18 protein-coding genes are annotated in these 16,489 nt (G+C 69.8%); 16 read left to right on the forward strand and 2 right to left on the reverse strand.

Going from position 1 to position 16,489, the window contains the following annotated elements; translation table 11 throughout:
- Positions 1 to 57: 57 nt before the first annotated feature.
- From thiO to ACFYWJ_RS07485, 6 genes are all read left to right on the forward strand, one after another.
- Positions 58 to 1,140, forward strand: a complete 1,083-nt coding sequence (gene thiO, locus ACFYWJ_RS07460) for a glycine oxidase ThiO (protein ID WP_355274519.1) — start codon at positions 58 to 60, stop codon at positions 1,138 to 1,140.
- Complete coding sequence (thiS, locus tag ACFYWJ_RS07465; RefSeq protein WP_336087772.1) at positions 1,137 to 1,352, forward strand: sulfur carrier protein ThiS; 216 nt, start codon at positions 1,137 to 1,139, stop codon at positions 1,350 to 1,352. Before thiO ends, thiS begins: the two co-directional genes overlap by 4 nt.
- The gene (locus ACFYWJ_RS07470; RefSeq protein ID WP_355274516.1) at positions 1,345 to 2,106 is read left to right on the forward strand and encodes a thiazole synthase; all 762 of its coding nucleotides are present in this window, start codon (positions 1,345 to 1,347) and stop codon (positions 2,104 to 2,106) included. The genes thiS and ACFYWJ_RS07470 overlap by 8 nt, the downstream gene beginning before the upstream one ends.
- A 93-nt stretch (positions 2,107 to 2,199) precedes the next feature.
- The gene (locus tag ACFYWJ_RS07475) at positions 2,200 to 3,132 is read left to right on the forward strand and encodes an ABC transporter ATP-binding protein (protein ID WP_355274513.1); all 933 of its coding nucleotides are present in this window, start codon (positions 2,200 to 2,202) and stop codon (positions 3,130 to 3,132) included.
- On the forward strand, positions 3,132 to 3,890 hold the full coding sequence (locus ACFYWJ_RS07480) for an ABC transporter permease (protein WP_355274510.1): 759 nt from the start codon (positions 3,132 to 3,134) through the stop codon (positions 3,888 to 3,890). The genes ACFYWJ_RS07475 and ACFYWJ_RS07480 overlap by 1 nt, the downstream gene beginning before the upstream one ends.
- 274 nt (positions 3,891 to 4,164) lie before the next feature.
- Positions 4,165 to 4,932 carry an adenylate/guanylate cyclase domain-containing protein gene (locus ACFYWJ_RS07485; protein ID WP_355274673.1) on the forward strand — a complete coding sequence of 256 codons (768 nt, stop codon included), beginning with the start codon at positions 4,165 to 4,167 and terminating at the stop codon, positions 4,930 to 4,932.
- Positions 4,933 to 4,934: 2 nt separating this feature from the next.
- Here the strand turns inward: ACFYWJ_RS07485 and ACFYWJ_RS07490 are convergent, their stop codons facing one another.
- The gene (locus ACFYWJ_RS07490) at positions 4,935 to 5,249 is read right to left on the reverse strand and encodes a hypothetical protein (RefSeq protein ID WP_355274507.1); all 315 of its coding nucleotides are present in this window, start codon (positions 5,247 to 5,249) and stop codon (positions 4,935 to 4,937) included.
- A 101-nt stretch (positions 5,250 to 5,350) separates the two neighbouring features.
- Complete coding sequence (locus ACFYWJ_RS07495) at positions 5,351 to 5,494, reverse strand: hypothetical protein (protein ID WP_355274678.1); 144 nt, start codon at positions 5,492 to 5,494, stop codon at positions 5,351 to 5,353.
- Between the two features lie 85 nt (positions 5,495 to 5,579).
- Here ACFYWJ_RS07495 and ACFYWJ_RS07500 point away from each other — a divergent pair, with 85 nt between their 5' ends.
- The 10 genes from ACFYWJ_RS07500 (at position 5,580) to ACFYWJ_RS07545 (ending at position 16,231) form a co-directional block, all read left to right on the forward strand.
- Positions 5,580 to 7,295, forward strand: a complete 1,716-nt coding sequence (locus ACFYWJ_RS07500; protein ID WP_355274505.1) for an acyclic terpene utilization AtuA family protein — start codon at positions 5,580 to 5,582, stop codon at positions 7,293 to 7,295.
- Entirely contained in the window at positions 7,292 to 8,443 is a 1,152-nt protein-coding gene (locus ACFYWJ_RS07505; protein ID WP_355274502.1) for an acyl-CoA dehydrogenase family protein, read from the forward strand. The genes ACFYWJ_RS07500 and ACFYWJ_RS07505 overlap by 4 nt, the downstream gene beginning before the upstream one ends.
- A complete protein-coding gene (locus tag ACFYWJ_RS07510) occupies positions 8,440 to 10,038 on the forward strand; it encodes a carboxyl transferase domain-containing protein (RefSeq protein WP_355274500.1) in 1,599 nt (532 codons plus the stop codon). Before ACFYWJ_RS07505 ends, ACFYWJ_RS07510 begins: the two co-directional genes overlap by 4 nt.
- Before the next feature lie 11 nt (positions 10,039 to 10,049).
- A complete protein-coding gene (locus ACFYWJ_RS07515) occupies positions 10,050 to 12,047 on the forward strand; it encodes a biotin carboxylase N-terminal domain-containing protein (protein WP_355274498.1) in 1,998 nt (665 codons plus the stop codon).
- Complete coding sequence (locus tag ACFYWJ_RS07520; RefSeq protein ID WP_355274496.1) at positions 12,044 to 13,204, forward strand: acyl-CoA dehydrogenase family protein; 1,161 nt, start codon at positions 12,044 to 12,046, stop codon at positions 13,202 to 13,204. Before ACFYWJ_RS07515 ends, ACFYWJ_RS07520 begins: the two co-directional genes overlap by 4 nt.
- Before the next feature lie 60 nt (positions 13,205 to 13,264).
- Complete coding sequence (locus ACFYWJ_RS07525; RefSeq protein WP_355274494.1) at positions 13,265 to 14,047, forward strand: enoyl-CoA hydratase family protein; 783 nt, start codon at positions 13,265 to 13,267, stop codon at positions 14,045 to 14,047.
- Positions 14,048 to 14,051: 4 nt separating this feature from the next.
- A complete protein-coding gene (locus ACFYWJ_RS07530) occupies positions 14,052 to 14,666 on the forward strand; it encodes a TetR/AcrR family transcriptional regulator (protein ID WP_355274491.1) in 615 nt (204 codons plus the stop codon).
- An 82-nt stretch (positions 14,667 to 14,748) separates the two neighbouring features.
- Positions 14,749 to 14,955: a DUF2191 domain-containing protein gene (locus tag ACFYWJ_RS07535; protein WP_355274490.1), complete on the forward strand. Its 207-nt coding sequence runs from the start codon at positions 14,749 to 14,751 to the stop codon at positions 14,953 to 14,955.
- Positions 14,946 to 15,377 carry a PIN domain-containing protein gene (locus tag ACFYWJ_RS07540; RefSeq protein ID WP_355274487.1) on the forward strand — a complete coding sequence of 144 codons (432 nt, stop codon included), beginning with the start codon at positions 14,946 to 14,948 and terminating at the stop codon, positions 15,375 to 15,377. Before ACFYWJ_RS07535 ends, ACFYWJ_RS07540 begins: the two co-directional genes overlap by 10 nt.
- A 71-nt stretch (positions 15,378 to 15,448) precedes the next feature.
- Positions 15,449 to 16,231, forward strand: a complete 783-nt coding sequence (locus ACFYWJ_RS07545) for an NAD(P)H-binding protein (protein ID WP_355274485.1) — start codon at positions 15,449 to 15,451, stop codon at positions 16,229 to 16,231.
- Positions 16,232 to 16,489 lie beyond the last annotated feature (258 nt).

Raw genomic sequence — 16,489 nt, forward strand, 5'->3', positions numbered from 1 at the left:
CCGTGGAGACGCGAACGCCGAGGCGTTCGGTAGGCGGAAAAAGACAGGTGGAACGTGATGCGGACTCTGGCGGTCGTTGGCGGCGGCGCCGTCGGACTCGCTGTCGCATGGCAGGCCGCCGAGGCGGGCTGGACCGTCACCGTCTTCGATCCGGCGCCCGGCTCCGGCGCGTCGTTCGTGGCGGGCGGCATGCTCGCGCCGCTGTCGGAGGGCTGGCCGGGGGAGGACCGGGTGCTGGCCTTCGGCGCCGCCGCGCTGGCCGCCTGGCCCGCTTTCGCCGAGCGGCTGCGAGCGATCACCGGTGATTCGGTGTTCGTCGCCGAGGAGACGCTCACCGTCGCCCTCGACGGCGCCGATGCCGCCGACCTGCGCACCGTCGCCGACTGGCTCGCCGGATTCGGTCACGACCTGCGCGTCCTCGACCGGGCCGGGGTGCGCGCGCTCGAACCGGCGCTGGCCCGCACCGTGCGCGCCGGGCTGCTGGCCACCACCGAACCCGCCGTCGACAATCGCCGGGTGCTGACCGCCCTGCGCGCCGCCTGCGCAGGCGCCGGGGTGCTGATCCGGACCGAAGCCGTCACCGCCCTCGCCGACCTGCCGCACGACCGGGTCGTGCTCGCGGCGGGCGCGCACTCCGCCGAGCTGTGGCCAGGGCTGCCGGTGCGCCCGGTCAAGGGCGAGATCCTGCGCCTGCGGCACCGGCCGGGTGTGCAACCGGCGCCGAGCCGGGTGATCCGGGCCAGGGTGCACGGTAGGCAGGTCTATCTGGTGCCGCGCGCGGACGGGATCGTCGTCGGGGCGACCCAATACGAGGCCGGGTTCGACACCGCGGTGACCGTCGGCGGGGTCCGCGACCTGATCGCCGACGCCGAGGCGATCCTGCCCGGCATCGCGGAATACGAACTGGCCGAGGCGAACGCGGGCTCGCGGCCGGGCACCCCCGACAACCTGCCGCTGCTCGGCGCGCTCGACGACCGGGTCGTCGCCGCCACCGGCCACGGCCGCAACGGCATGCTCACCCTCGCGCTCACCGCGACCCTCGTCCCCGGACTGCTCGACGCCGAGTCGTCCGCCATCGCGGAGATCGCATCACCGCAACGCTTTCCGGCGCTGCGGCTGTCCCCAGGAGGAGTTCGATGACCTCGACCATCCCGATCGGCGTCACCGTCAACGGTGTCGACCACGAGTTCGCCGAGCCGCTCAGCATCCGCGACTTGCTGACCAGGCTCGAATTGCCGTGTCAGGGCGTTGCCCTCGCGGTCGACGGCGCGGTGTTCCCGAAGTCGCGCTGGGACGAGCCGGTCGGCCGCGGCTGGACCATCGAGGTGCTGACGGCGGTGCAGGGTGGCTGAGCCCGCGCCGCTGCGGATCGCGGACAAGGAGTTCGGCTCGCGCCTGATCATGGGCACCGGCGGCGCCGAGAACCTGGCTGTCCTCGAGGAGGCCCTGATCGCCTCCGGCACCGAGCTCACCACCGTCGCCATGCGCCGAGTCGACGCCGCGGGCGGCACCGGCGTGCTCGACCTGCTCCAGCGCCTCGGCATCACCCTGCTGCCCAATACCGCGGGCTGCCGCACCGCCGCCGAGGCCGTGCTCACCGCGCAGCTGGCGCGCGAGGCGCTGGAGACGAACTGGGTCAAGCTCGAGGTCGTCGCCGACGAGCGCACCCTGCTGCCCGACCCGTTCGAGCTGCTCGACGCCGCCGAACAGCTGGTCGACGCCGGTTTCGTCGTCCTGCCCTACACCAACGACGACCCGGTGCTGGCCCGCAGGCTCGAGGACGCGGGCTGCGCCGCGGTGATGCCCCTCGGCGCCCCCATCGGCACCGGCCTCGGCATCGGCAACCCGCACAACATCGAGATGATCGTGGCCGCCGCCGGCGTCCCGGTCATCCTCGACGCGGGCATCGGCACCGCCAGCGACGCCGCCCTCGCCATGGAACTGGGCTGCTCGGCCGTCCTCCTGGCGACCGCCGTCACCAGGGCACGCGACCCGGAACTGATGGCCTCGGCCATGGCCGCCGCCGTCCGCGCCGGCTACCTGGCCCGCGAGGCGGGCCGCATCCCCAAGCGCTTCTGGGCTCAGGCTTCCTCCCCAGCCCGGTAGTCCCCGGCTCGGGGTCGGGTCATCCTCGAGGATGACCCGACTCGCGACCTCACGGCGACGCGCTCGCGTTCTTCGTGCGGCAAGCTGGGGCGCATGATCGAGCTGAAGGGCCTGACGAAGCAATTCGGCCAGACCGTCGCGGTGCAGGACCTCTCGTTCACCGTCCATCCCGGACAGGTGACGGGGTTCCTCGGACCCAACGGTGCCGGTAAATCGACGACCATGCGGATGATCCTCGGCCTGGACCGGCCGACCTCGGGCACCGCGCTGATCGACGGCAAGCGCTACGAGGATCTGGAGCGTCCGCTGACCCAGGTCGGCGCGCTGCTGGATGCCAAGTGGGTGCATCCGAACCGATCGGCGCGCGCGCACCTGGAGTGGCTGGCCGCCTCCAACGACCTCCCCAAGTCCAGGGTCGAGGAAGTGCTGCGGCTGGTCGGCCTGTCCGAGGTGGCGGGCAAGAACGCCGGCGGCTTCTCGCTGGGCATGTCCCAGCGGCTCGGCCTGGCGGGCGCGTTGCTCGGCGATCCCAAGGTGCTGCTGTTCGACGAGCCGGTCAACGGCCTCGACCCCGAGGGCATCCTCTGGATCCGCCGCTTCATGCAGCGCCTGGCCGCCGAGGGCCGCACCGTGCTGGTGTCGAGCCACCTGCTCTCGGAGATGGCCCAGACCGCCGAGCACCTGATCGTGATCGGCCGTGGTCAGCTCATCGCCGACACCACCACCAAGGACTTCATCGACCGCGCTTCCGAGCAGTCGGTCCGGGTCCGCAGCCCGCAGCTGGATCAGCTGCGCAGCCTGCTCACCTCGCACGGCATGACCGTGCGGGAAGAGGGCGACGCCGCGCTGATCGTCGCCGGGGTGACCAGCGACGAGGTCGGCAAGGTGGCGGGCACCAACAACGTCACGCTCTACGAGCTGGCGCCGCAGCAGGCGTCGCTCGAGGAGGCGTTCATGCGGATGACCGGTGGCGCCGTGGAGTACCACGGCGCCGGCCTCGACCAGGTGATGGGAGGTGCGCTCTGATGGGCGTGCTCGCTGCGGAACGAATCAAGCTCACCTCGACCCGGTCGCCCTGGTGGTGCTCGGCGATCGTCGTGCTCCTCGGCATCGGCCTGGCCGTGCTGATCGCGCTGGTCACCAAGGCCGAGAACACCCAGCCGGGGGACGTGCCGACGCTGCTCACCCCGAGCGTGGTGGTCTCCGGTGTCTCCGGCTTCGGCGTGATGGTGCTGATGATCATGGCCGCGCTGACGGTCACCAGTGAATACCGCTTCGGCGTCATCCGCGCCAGCTTCCTCGCGGTGCCGAACCGCACGAAGGTGGTGCTGTCCAAGACGGGCCTGGTCGGTGGGTACGCGGCGGTGCTGACCGGCGTGCTCGCGCTGATCGCCTTCGTGGTGGCCAAGCTGTTCGTCGGCGACGAGGCGCCGGAGCTGGTGCTCGACGGCAACTGGCGCGCCATCTACGGCATCCCGATCTACGCCTTCCTGTGCGTGGTGCTCGCCATCGGCGTCGGCGTGCTGGTGCGCCAGTCCGCCGCCGCGATCTCGCTGATCGTGCTGTGGTCGCTGCTGCTGGAGGGTCTGCTCGGCGCGTTCGGCAGCTTCGGCCGTACTGTCAAGCCGTTCCTGCCGTTCCAGAACGCCAACCGCTTCCTGACCGTCGAGGACGTTTCGGGCAACTGGCACTGGGGCGTGTGGGGCAGTCTGATCTACTTCGCTGTGTTCGTGGCGATCGTGTTCGCCGGTGCCTTGGTGATGATCAACCGCCGAGACGCCTGACAGACGTCCCGGGCTGCCCTCGCAGATGCCCGGGACCGCCCTCGGCGTCCGCTGCCCGGACGCCGAGGGCTTCTTTTCGTCTGGAAGAGCAGCGGGGCGGAACAGGTACGATCTGGGCGTGAGTGAAACGCCTTCTGGCGGGGTGGATCCGCGGCGGCGTGACGCTGCCGCGGAGGTGGTTATCCCGTTGGAGCCCACCGAAAATGCGCGGTCCGAGACGTCGGACGCCGACGATGCCCGGTCCGGTCGGCGGCGCGTCCAGTTCTCCTCGAAATTGCAGGCGGCCAATCGGCGTGCCGATGTGATCGGTGCGGTGCGCAAGGCTCGTCAGCAGCTCCCCGGTGACCCGGCGTTCGGCGATCCGCTCTCGGTCTCCGGTCCCGGTGGCGCCCGCGCGGTCGCCCGTGCCGCGGACAAGATCGTGGGTGGCACGCCCAGCGCGGCCAGGGAGATCGGTTTCGGCGCGCTCCAGGTGTGGCAGGCCGCGCTGGAGCGGATCGGCCGCGGTCGCGGTACCGAGGAGGTGACCATCGTGTTCACCGACCTGGTCGCGTTCTCCAGCTGGTCGCTGTCCGCGGGCGACGAGCGCACCCTGGAACTGCTGCGCAAGGTCGCCAAGGCCATCGAGCCGCCGATCGCCGAGCGGGGCGGTCAGGTGGTCAAGCGCATGGGCGACGGCCTGATGGCGGTCTTCTCGTCCCCCGATCGCGCGGTCCGCGCCGCCGTCGCCGCCCGCCGCAATCTGGCCGCGGTCGAGGTGGAGGGCTACAAGCCCCGCATGCGGGTCGGCCTGCACACCGGTTCCCCCCGCGAGATCGGCGGCGACTGGCTCGGCGTCGACGTGAACATCGCCGCCCGCATGATGGAGGCGGGCGGCAACGGCAACACGATGCTGTCCAGCACCACGCTCGCCGCCCTGCGCCCGGAAACCCTCGACGAACTGGGCGCCACCGTCAAGCCCTACAAACGCAACTTCTGGGCGGCCCCCCTCAACGGCGTCCCCGAGGACGTCCGCATCTTCAAACTCAGCGCCCCGAGCTGAGCTCAGCCCCGCTGCTGTTCGCGCTGGTACGCGCGCCAGGCCTGCTGGGTGGGCGTCGGCCTGGTGGTCAGCGCGGTCCAGTTCGTCGACTTCACGAAGTTGATCAGCAGCAGTACCGGCAGGATGAACGCCTGGAAGAAGATCAGGTAGCTGCCGCCGTCGAAGACGAACGCCAGGTAGCCCGCGTAGCCGAGGAACCCGATACCGAAGACGGCGTTGAGAACCTGCGCGAACTCACTCTGCCCGCCCTTGACGTTCGCCATCACGATCATCGCGATACCACTGAACGCGAGCAGACCGACGTACCAATCGAACATGGATGCTTCCCCCGACGCGAGGCGGCCGACAGGCCGGACAACAGGACGGCGAAAGCTAATCGCGGTGGGCTTGCCCGCCGCTTTCGAAATGCTTGGTGACGCTACTGCAGCCAGAGGGCCGCGCCGATGGCGGCGAGGACGGCGGCGGCGATCAGGGCGATCGACATCGCGCGGTTGTTCTTCCAGGTCGTGTAGGCGCCGCCGAGCAGGAAGCCGGCCAGGGCGAAGAGGAGGACCGATGACATGGCTTCCATCTTGCCTGGTGGATTGCCCGCAATTAACAAGCACGCATGCTTGCTTTTTTTCTGAACCGATGTGATCCTGGGGTTCATGAGTGCACTCTCGGCGGACCCGGACCTGATCCGGATCGGAAACTGCTCCGGGTTCTACGGCGACCGGCTCAGCGCGATGCGCGAGATGCTGGAGGGCGGCGACCTCGATGTGCTGACCGGCGACTACCTCGCCGAGCTCACCATGCTCATCCTGGGCCGCGACCGGATGAAGGACCCCAGCCTCGGCTACGCCAAGACGTTCGTGAAGCAGATCGAGGACTGCCTGGCCCTCGCCCTGGAGCGCAAGGTCCAGATCGTCACCAACGCGGGCGGCCTCAACCCGGCCGGGCTGGCCGAGCGGCTGCGCAAGGTCGCCGCCGACTTGGGCCTGGACGCCAAGATCGCGCACGTCGAGGGCGACGACCTGATCGGCCGCGCCGCCGACCTCGGTCTCGGCCAGCCGCTGACCGCCAACGCCTACCTCGGCGCGTGGGGCATCGTCGAATGCCTGAACTCCGGCGCCGACATCGTCGTGACCGGCCGGGTGACCGACGCCTCCGTCATCGTCGGTCCCGCCGCGGCCCACTTCGGCTGGGGCCGCACCGACTACGACGCCCTCGCCGGTGCGGTGGTGGCGGGCCACGTGATCGAGTGCAGCACCCAGGCCACCGGCGGCAACTTCGCCTTCTTCACCGAACTCGGCGATATCGGCCGCCCGGGCTTCCCGATCGCCGAGATCCGCCGCGACGGTTCCAGCGTCATCACCAAGCACGACGGCACCGGCGGCGCGGTCACGGTCGACACCGTCGAAGCCCAGCTCATGTACGAGATCCAGAGCGTGCGCTACGCGGGCCCCGACGTCACCACCCGCCTGGACAGCATCGAGCTCAGCCAGGACGGCAAGGACCGGGTGCTGATCAGCGGCGTCACCGGCGAGGCGCCGCCGCCGCAGCTCAAGGTCTCGCTGAACACCCTCGGCGGCTTCCGCAACGAGATGGAGTTCATCCTCACCGGCCTGGAGATCGAGGCCAAGGCCGCGCTGGCGCAACGACAGCTGGAAGCCTGGCTGCCCGCCAAGCCCGCCGAGCTGACCTGGACGCTGGCTCGGCTCGACCGCCCCGACGCCGACACCGAGGAGCAGGCCAGCGCGCTGCTGCGCTGCGTGGTGCGCGACCCCGACCCGAACAAGGTGGGCCGCGGATTCTCCAATGTCGCCGTGGAATTGGCGCTGGCCAGCTACCCGGGCGCGACCTTCACCACCCTGCCGGGCAACGGCTCGCCCTACGGCGTCTTCACGCCGGGCTTCGTCGACGCGCACGAGGTGCCGCACACCGCGGTGCTGGCCGACGGCACCCGCGTCGCCATCGAGCCCGCCGCGGAAACCGCGGTGCTGGAACCGGTCGCCGAGCCCGAGCTGCCCGCCGACCTGCCGCCGTCGGAGACCGCTCGCGTCCCGCTCGGCACCATCGCCCTGGCCCGCAGCGGCGACAAGGGCGGCGACGCCAATATCGGCGTCTGGGTCCGCACCGACGAGCAGTGGCGCTGGCTGGTGCACACGCTCACGGTCGGCAAGCTCCAGGAACTGCTGCCCGAGACGGCCGAGCTGACCGTCACCCGGCACGTGCTGCCGAACCTGCGGGCCGTCAACTTCATCATTTCCGGTCTGCTCGGCAAGGGCGTCGCCTACCAGGCACGGTTCGACCCGCAGGCCAAGGGGCTCGGCGAATGGCTGCGCTCCCGCCACATCGATATGCCGACGGAGCTGTTCGCATGACATCTGTTTGGGACACACCGGAACGTAAGGAACTGCGCGCCACGGTGCGCGGTTTCGTCGAGCGGGAGATCCTGCCCGACCTCGACACCTGGGAACGCGACGGCGCACTGCCCCGCGAACTGCACAAGAAGGCCGGTGAACTCGGCCTGCTCGGCATCGAGCACCCGGAATCGGCGGGTGGCGAGGGCGGCAGCATCATCGACTCGATGATCGTCGGCGAGGAGATCCATCTCGCCGGTGCCTCCGGCGGGCTGTGGGCCTCGCTGTTCACCTGTGGAATCGCGTTGCCGCACATCATCGCTTCCGGCAATCGGGAGCAGATCGAGAAGTGGGCCGTGCCGACGCTGCGCGGTGATCTGATCGGCTCGCTGGCCATCACCGAACCCGGCGGTGGCTCCGATGTCGGCCACCTGACCACGACGGCGGTGCGCGACGGCGACGACTTCATCATCAACGGCGCCAAGACCTACATCACCTCGGGCACGCGGGCCGACTTCGTCGTCACCGCGGTCCGCACCGGCGGCGCGGGCGCGGCGGGCGTCTCGCTGATCATCGTGCCCACCGAGACGCCCGGCTTCACCGTCAGCCGCAAGCTGGAGAAGATGGGCTGGCTGTGCTCGGACACCGCCGAGCTGTCCTACGTCGACGTGCGGGTGCCCGCGGCGAACCTGGTCGGTGGCGAGAACACCGGCTTCGCGCAGATCGCCAACGCGTTCGTCAGCGAGCGGGTCGGCCTCGCGGTGCAGGCGTACTCGCTGGCCCAGCGCGCCCTCGACCTCACGGTGCAGTGGTGCCGCGACCGGGAGACCTTCGGCCGCCCGCTGATCAGCCGCCAGAAGGTGCAGATGACGCTGACCGAGATGGCCCAGCGGGTCGACGTGTCGCGCACCTACACCCGGGCCCTGGTCGAGCGCTTCGTCGCCGGGGACACGAACCAGATCGCCCAGGTCTGCTTCGCCAAGAACAATGCCGTCGAGGCCGCGGAATGGGTCGCCAACCAGGCGGTCCAGTTGCACGGCGGCATGGGCTACATGCGCGAGTCCGAGGTGGAGCGCATCTACCGCGATGTGCGCATCATCGGCATCGGCGGTGGCACCAACGAGATCCTGACCATGCTGGCGTCGAAAGTATTGGGGTACCAGTCGTGACGACCTTCCGTTCCGCCGTCGACACCGCGTCGCCGGAGTACACCGCCGCCGCCGAGGCGATGGCCACCAAGCTCACCGAGGTCGAGGCCGAGTTCGCCAAGGCGATCGCCGGTGGCGGCCCCGACAAGGTGGCCCGGCACCACAAGCGCGGCAAGCTCACCGCCCGTGAGCGCATCGAGCTGCTGCTCGACGAGGACTCGCCGTTCCTCGAACTGTGCCCGCTCGCGGCCTGGGGCAGCGACTTCCACGTCGGCGCGTCCACGATCGCCGGGATCGGCATCGTCGAGGGCGTCGAGTGCATGATCGTCGCGCCCGACCCGACCGTGCGCGGTGGCACCTCCAACCCGTGGACGCTGCGTAAGACCTTGCGTATCAACGAGATCGTCAAGCAGAACCGCCTGCCGGTGATCTCGCTGGTCGAGTCCGGCGGCGCGGATCTGCCGACGCAGAAGGAGGTCTTCATCCCGGGCGGCGCGATGTTCCGCGACCTCACCCAGGCCTCGGCCGCGGGCATTCCCACCATCTCGCTGGTGTTCGGCAACTCGACCGCCGGTGGCGCCTACATCCCCGGCATGTCCGACTACGTGGTGATGGTCAAGGAGGGCGCGAAGGTCTTCCTGGCCGGGCCGCCGCTGGTGAAGATGGCCACCGGCGAGGACTCCGACGACGAGACCCTCGGCGGCGCCGAGATGCATGCCCGCACCTCGGGTCTGGCCGACTACATGGCCGCCGACGAGCAGGACGCGATCCGGATCGGCCGCAACATCGTGCGCAGGCTGAACTGGAAGAAGCAGGGCCCCGAGCCGCGCGCCGAGGTCATCTCGCCGCTCTACGATCCCGAGGAACTGCTCGGCATCGTGCCCTCGGATCTGAAGATCCCGTTCGACCCGCGCGAGGTGATCGCCCGCGTCGTCGACGGTTCGGACTTCGACGAGTTCAAGCCGCTCTACGGTTCCAGCCTGGTCACCGGCTGGGCCGAGATCAACGGCTACCCGATCGGCATCCTGGCCAACGCGCGCGGCGTGCTGTTCTCCGAGGAATCGCAGAAGGCCACCCAGTTCATCCAGCTGGCGAACAAGAAGAACACGCCACTGCTGTTCCTGCACAACACCACCGGCTACATGGTCGGCAAGGACTACGAGCACGGCGGCATCATCAAGCACGGCGCGATGATGATCAACGCGGTCGCCAACTCGACGGTGCCGCATATCTCGCTGCTGGTCGGCGCGTCCTACGGCGCCGGTCACTACGGCATGTGCGGGCGCGCGTTCAACCCGCGCTTCCTGTTCGCCTGGCCGAGCGCGAAGTCGGCCGTGATGGGCGGCGCGCAGCTGGGCGGCGTGCTCACCATCGTGCAGCGCGGCGCGGCCGAGGCCAAGGGCCTGCCGTTCGACGAGGAGGCCGCCGCCGGGCTGGCCGCCATGGTCGAGGCGCAGATCGAGGCCGAGGCCATGCCGATGTTCCTGTCGGGCAGGCTCTTCGACGACGGCATCATCGACCCCCGCGACACCCGCACCGTGCTGGGGATGGCCCTGTCGGCCATTCACACAGCCCCGATCCAGGGCGCCGAGGGCTTCGGCGTCTTCCGAATGTGAGGCGCGACAGCATGGGTATCACGAACGTTCTGGTTGCCAACCGTGGTGAGATCGCGCGCCGCGTGTTCGCCACCTGCCGCCGGATGGGGATCGGCACCACCGCGGTCTACTCCGACGCCGACGCCTCGGCCCCGCACGTGGCCGAGGCCGACGCGGCCATCCGGCTGCCCGGCAATACCCCCGCCGAGACCTACCTGCGCGGCGAGCTGATCATCGAGGCCGCGCTCTCGGCCGGGGCCGACGCCATCCACCCCGGCTACGGATTCCTCTCCGAGAACGCCGAATTCGCGCGCTCGGTGCTGGACGCCGGCCTGGTGTGGATCGGTCCGCCGGTCGCGGCGATCGAGCAGATGGGCTCCAAGGTCGAGTCGAAGAAGATGATGGACGCCGCCGGTGTCCCCGTCCTCGCCGAGCTCGATCCCGCCGAGGTCACCGAGGCGCACCTGCCGGTGCTGATCAAGGCGTCCGCCGGTGGTGGCGGTCGCGGCATGCGCGTGGTGCGTGAGCTCGGTGAGCTGAACGATCAGATCGCCGCCGCGCGGCGCGAGGCCGAGTCGGCCTTCGGCGATCCGACCGTGTTCTGCGAGCGCTACCTCGAGACCGGCCGCCACATCGAAGTCCAGGTCATGTCCGATACTTTCGGCACGACCTGGGCGGTGGGCGAGCGTGAGTGCTCGATCCAGCGTCGGCACCAGAAGGTTGTCGAGGAGGCGCCCTCGCCGCTGGTCGAGAAGATCGACGGCATGCGCGATCGGCTGTTCGAGGCGGCCCGGCTGGCGGCCGAGGCGATCGGCTACGAGGGCGCGGGCACCGTCGAGTTCCTGGCCGACGAGAAGGGTGACTTCTTCTTCCTGGAGATGAACACCCGCCTCCAGGTGGAACATCCGGTCACCGAGCAGACCACCGGCCTGGACCTGGTCCGCCTGCAGTTGCAGGTGGCCTCGGGTGTGCCGCTGCCCGCGACCCAGCCCGCCCAGCGCGGCCACTCGATCGAGGTCCGGCTCTACGCCGAGGATCCCGCGCACGACTGGCAGCCGCAGAGCGGTCCGGTGCACAAGATCGAGATCCCGTTCACCGCAGGCGAGTTCACCGTCCTCGAGCAGGCGGGCGTGCGGCTCGACACCGGCGTTGTCGACGGCTCGCTCGTCGGCGTGCACTACGACCCGATGCTGGCCAAGGTCATCTCCTACGCCGAAACCCGGGCCGAGGCGGCGCATCTGCTGGCCACCGCGTTGCAGCGGGCCAAGATCCACGGCCTGGTGACCAACCGCGACCTGCTCGTGCGGGTGCTGCGGCATCCCGCGTTCCTGGCCGGTGACACCGACACCGCGTTCTTCGCGACCCACGACCTGGCCGCGCTGTCCGCGCCGCTGGTGTCGGACGCCGACGAAGCGCTGTCGATCGTGGCCGCCGCCCTCGCCGACGCGGCGCTGGCGCACACCACGAACCGGTTCGCCAAGCTCGCTCCGAGCGGCTGGCGCAACCTGGCCTCGCAGCCGCAGCGCAAGTCCTACGAGAGCCGCACCAGCGGCACGCACGAGGTGCGGTACCGGTTCACCAGGGCCGGTGACATCGAGGTCGACGGCCACGACGGCCTCGCGCTGATCTCGGTGACGCCCGAGCGCGTGGTGCTGGCGGTACCGGGCGAGCGTGGTCCGGTGCGCCGCCAGTTCGAGATCGCCCGCTACGGCGACCTCGTCGCGGTCGACTCGCCGCTCGGCCCGGTCGCCGCGCGCAGGCTGCCCCGTTTCACCGACCCGTCGGAGCAGGTCGCGGCGGGCTCGCTGCTCGCGCCCATGCCCGGCAGCGTGATCCGCCTCGGCGCCGCCGAGGGCGACCAGGTCACCCAGGGGCAGCCCATCCTGTGGCTGGAGGCCATGAAGATGGAGCACACGATCGTCGCGCCGGCCACCGGCGTCCTCAGTGCACTCAACGTGACCGTCGGCCAGCAGGTCGAGGTCGGAACCGTCCTCGCCGTCGTCGAGGAAGAAGAGCAGGAGCAGGCATGAGCTTCCACGAAACCGAAGAGCAGAAGGCGCTGCGCGCGGCGGTCGCCGCGCTGGCGTCGAAGTACAACTACCGCGATTACGTGCTGCCGCTCTCACGCAAGAACGAGCCGCTCACCGAACTGTGGGACGAGGCGGGCAAGCTCGGCTTCCTCGGCGTGAACCTGCCCGAGGAGTACGGCGGCGGTGGCGCGGGCATGTACGAGCTGGCGCTGGTGCAGGAGGAACTGGCGGCGCAGGGCGCCGGGCTGCTGCTGATGGTCGTCTCCCCGGCGATCTGCGGCACCATCATCACCAAGTACGGCACCGACGCGCAGAAGCAGACCTGGCTGACCAAGCTGGCCGACGGCTCGTCGAAGATGGTCTTCGCGATCACCGAGCCCGACGCCGGCTCCAACTCGCACCAGATCACCACCACTGCCCGTCGCGACGGCGGCGACTGGATCCTCAACGGCCGCAAGATCTTCATCTCCGGTGTCGATCAGGCCGAGGCCATCCTGGTGGTCTCGCGCACCGAGGACCACAAGACCGGCAAGCTCAAGCCCGCGCTGTTCATCGTGCCGGTCGACGCGCCCGGCCTGGTGAAGAACGTCCAGGAGATGGACATCGTGGAGCCGGACAACCAGTTCACGCTGTTCTTCGACGACGTGCGCCTGCCCGCCGACGCCCTCGTCGGGTCCGAGGACGCCGCCATCGCCCAGCTGTTCGCCGGCCTGAATCCCGAACGCATCATGGGCGCGGCCATGGCGGTCGGCCTCGGCCGCTACGCCATCGACCGGGCGGTGGAGTATGCCAAGGAGCGCACGGTCTGGAAGTCGGCGATCGGTGCGCACCAGGGCATTTCGCATCCGCTGGCCCAGGTCAAGATCGAGCTGGAACTGGCCAAGCTGATGATGCAGAAGGCCGCGGTGCTCTACGACGCCGGTGACGAGTTCGGCGCCGCCGAGGCGGCCAACATGGCCAAGTACGCGGCCGCGGAAGCCAGCATCAAGGCGCTCGACCAGGCGATCCAGACCCACGGCGGTTCAGGTCTGACCCGCGAGGTCGGGCTCTCGGCCATGCTGCAGGCCGCGCGCATCTCGCGCATCGCGCCGGTCAGCCGGGAGATGATCCTGAACTTCGTGGCCCAGCACTCGCTCGGTCTTCCACGCTCGTACTAGGCCCTACGGCGGCCGCTCAGCTGGGCGGCCGCCGTTCCTCCCGGATGAACAGGAGTCCCGATGAGTGACGCGACGGAAACACCGTTCGTCCGCTACGAGGTCGTCGACGGGTTCGCCACGCTGACCTTCGATTCCCCGCACAACCGCAACGCGCTCTCGTCCAAGCTGGTGCGTGAGCTGCTGGCCGGACTGGACGCGGCGAACACCGATCCCGCCGTCCGCGGCATCGTGCTGGCGCACACCGGCGACACGTTCTGCGCGGGCGCCGACCTGAAGGAGGCGAGCACCGCCGATCCGGCGACCGCGGCCGATCAGCGTACCCGCGTGATGATCGATGTGCTGCGCGGGATCCTCGCCTCGCCCAAACCGGTCGTCGCCCAGATCGAGGGCAATGTCCGGGCCGGTGGCATGGGCATCATCGGCGCCTGCGATCTCGTCGTGGCCGGGCCCGGCAGCAGCTTCGCCCTCACCGAGGTGCGCATCGGCATGGCGCCGTTCATGATCTCGCTCACCCTGGTGCCGCGCATGGACCAGCGCTCGGCGAGCCGCTACTTCCTGACCGGCGAGAAGTTCGACGCCGCGACCGCGCGGGAGATCGGCCTGGTCACCATCGCGGCCGCCGATGCCGCCGCCGAGGTGAAGCGCCTGTGTGGCGAGCTGCGCAAGGGTTCGCCGCAGGGGCTGGCCGAGTCCAAGAAGCTGGTCAATTCGACCCTGCTCGCGCGCTTCGACGCCGAGGCCGAGGAGCTCGCGCAGCGCTCGGCCGGTTTCTTCGGTACCCCCGAGGTGATCGAGGGCATGACCGCCTTCTTCCAGAAGCGCCCGCCCAGCTGGGCACAATAGTCCGATGGCGACACCCCACGAACCCAAGCAGGACCGCAGCCGGGCCACCCGGCAGCGGCTGCTCGAGGCGACCATCGACTGCCTGGCCGAGACCGGCTGGGCAGCCGCCACCGTGTCGGTGGTCGCCGAACGGGCCGGGGTGTCGCGCGGCGCCGCCCAGCATCATTTTCCGACCAGGGAAGACCTGATCACCGGCGCGCTCGAGTACATGTTCGACACCAGGATGGATCAGTCGGCCGCCGAGGCCGCCGCCATCAGCGAGGTCGCCGAGGGTGTCGGCCGCACCCGCGCCGTCGTCTCCGGGCTGGTCGAGTCCTACACCTCGCCGCTGTTCAAGGCGGCCCTGCAGGTGTGGACGCACGCCGCCGCCGACCCGGCGCTGCGCGAACGCATCGTCCCGCTCGAGGCCAGGTTCGGCCGGATCGCGCATCGGCGTGCGGTCGAAGCGCTCGGTGTCGACGACTCCGATCCGGTCAACCATCACCTCGTTCAGGCGACCCTCGACCTGGCCCGCGGGCTCGGGCTGGCCGATGTCCTCACCGACGACTCAGCGCGCCGGAAATTGATCGTCGACCAGTGGGCGGTGACCTTGCACTCGGCGCTGAACCCGCCGCGCTGAGCCGCGAGATTTCGCCATTGACGCTGGTCAGCGGCGAGTATATATTCCTCGCATGGGGGAATATATAACGAGGGATTGTGGCATGACCAAGCGGCTGATCGAGATCGACGACGAGCTACTCGAGTCCGCGCAGGACGCGCTCGGAACCTCGGGCGTCTCCGATACGGTCCGGGCGGCGCTTCGTTCGGCGACGGTGGCGGCTGCCCGCGCACGCCATGTCGAGTGGTTGATCAACGGCGGAATGGAAGAGATGGCCGACAAGGATCGGCGCGACGAAGTATGGCGATAACGGCGCGCTACCTCGTCGATACCAGCGCGCTGGCGCGGATGCGCCACCCGGAAGTCGCCGCCCAACTCGTTCCGCTGATCGAGGCGGGTGTCGTCGCGACCTGCGCACCCATCGATGCGGAGGTGCTCTACAGCGCACGCACGCCGGTCGAGTACGAGCAGGTGAGAGCAGACCGGCGCGCACTGTTCGAGTACCTGCACACCAATGACGAACACTGGCAGAGCGCCTTCGCGATCCAGCGTGAACTCGCCCGGTCGGGTCGTCATCGTGCGGTTGGCATCCATGACCTGCTCGCGTCGGTGCTGGCCGTGGAGCATCGGCTGGTGCTTTTCCACTACGACGCCGACTTCGAAACGGTCGCCGCTGTCGTCGACTTGAACCATCGCTGGATCGCGCCGCGCGGGAGTCTCGGCACGTCCTGATCCGATGTCACACTCCCCGCCCCCACTTCGTCGTCTCTGTGAACGCGAAAGAAGCGAAGAAGGAGCGGATCATGGGTGAGCAGAAGAAGATCGCGGTGGCGGGGGCGACCGGCAGGCTGGGCAAGCACGTGGTGGACGTGCTGACCGAGCGCGGCCACGAGGTGGTCGCGTTCTCCCGCGCGAACGGCGTCGACATCGAGACCGGCGCCGGGCTCGACGCGGCGCTGACCGGCGTCGACCTCGTGATCGACGCGTCCAGCACCCCGTCGGCCGACCAGCAGGTGGCGACGGAGTTCTTCACCGCGTCGGCCCGCAACCTGCACGCCGCGGGCGAGCGGGCCGGGGTCGAGCGGCTCGTCGTGGTCTCCATCATCGGCATCGACGGCTCCCTCGCCGGGTACAACGCCGCCAAGCTCGCCCACGAGCAGGAACTGCTGAAGGGCGCTGTGCCCGTGCAGATCCTGCGCGCCGCGCAGTTCCACGAACTCGTCGAGGTGATGGCGCAGTGGGGCACCCAGGGTGCGGTGGCCTACCTGCCCGCGATGCGCACCCAGCTGGTCGCCGCCCGCACGGTGGCCGAGGCCCTGGTCGACCTCGCGACGAATCCGATTCCGGCCGAAGACATCCCGTTCCCCGAGATCGCCGGTCCCCAGCCGGACACGATGGCGGCCGCCGCCACCACCCTGTTCGCCGCCCGCGGCGACACCCGCCAGGTCATCGAGATCTCCGACAACACCAACCCCGACCGCGAACAGTTCGAGAACGGCACCCTCCTCCCGTCCACCCACGCCACCCTCGCGGGCCCGACCTTCGCCGAATGGATCGCGGCGAGCGTGCCCGCCGTCGCCGGGTGAAGCGCAGTGCCCCAAGGCAACCGACTGCCGAGTCGCCGCCCGGTCCCGGTGGCGGCCGGAGCGAGCTGACTTGCCTCGCAGGGCGGCACGCTTCTCGGTCGCGGGCCGGATCCTCGACGCCGACCCCGCCGCGAGCGGCACCGGCGAACCCTGGCTGGTCCGCTCGGCATTTCTACAGGGCGAAACCGGAGGGGTCGATTTGCCTGCGGCCGGTGAAACCTGGGCTGACGACTCGGCACCGAGACCGGGCGGATCGAC

Source organism: Nocardia sp. NPDC003269 (assembly GCF_042888005.1).
Classification (GTDB): Bacteria; Actinomycetota; Actinomycetes; order Mycobacteriales; family Mycobacteriaceae; genus Nocardia.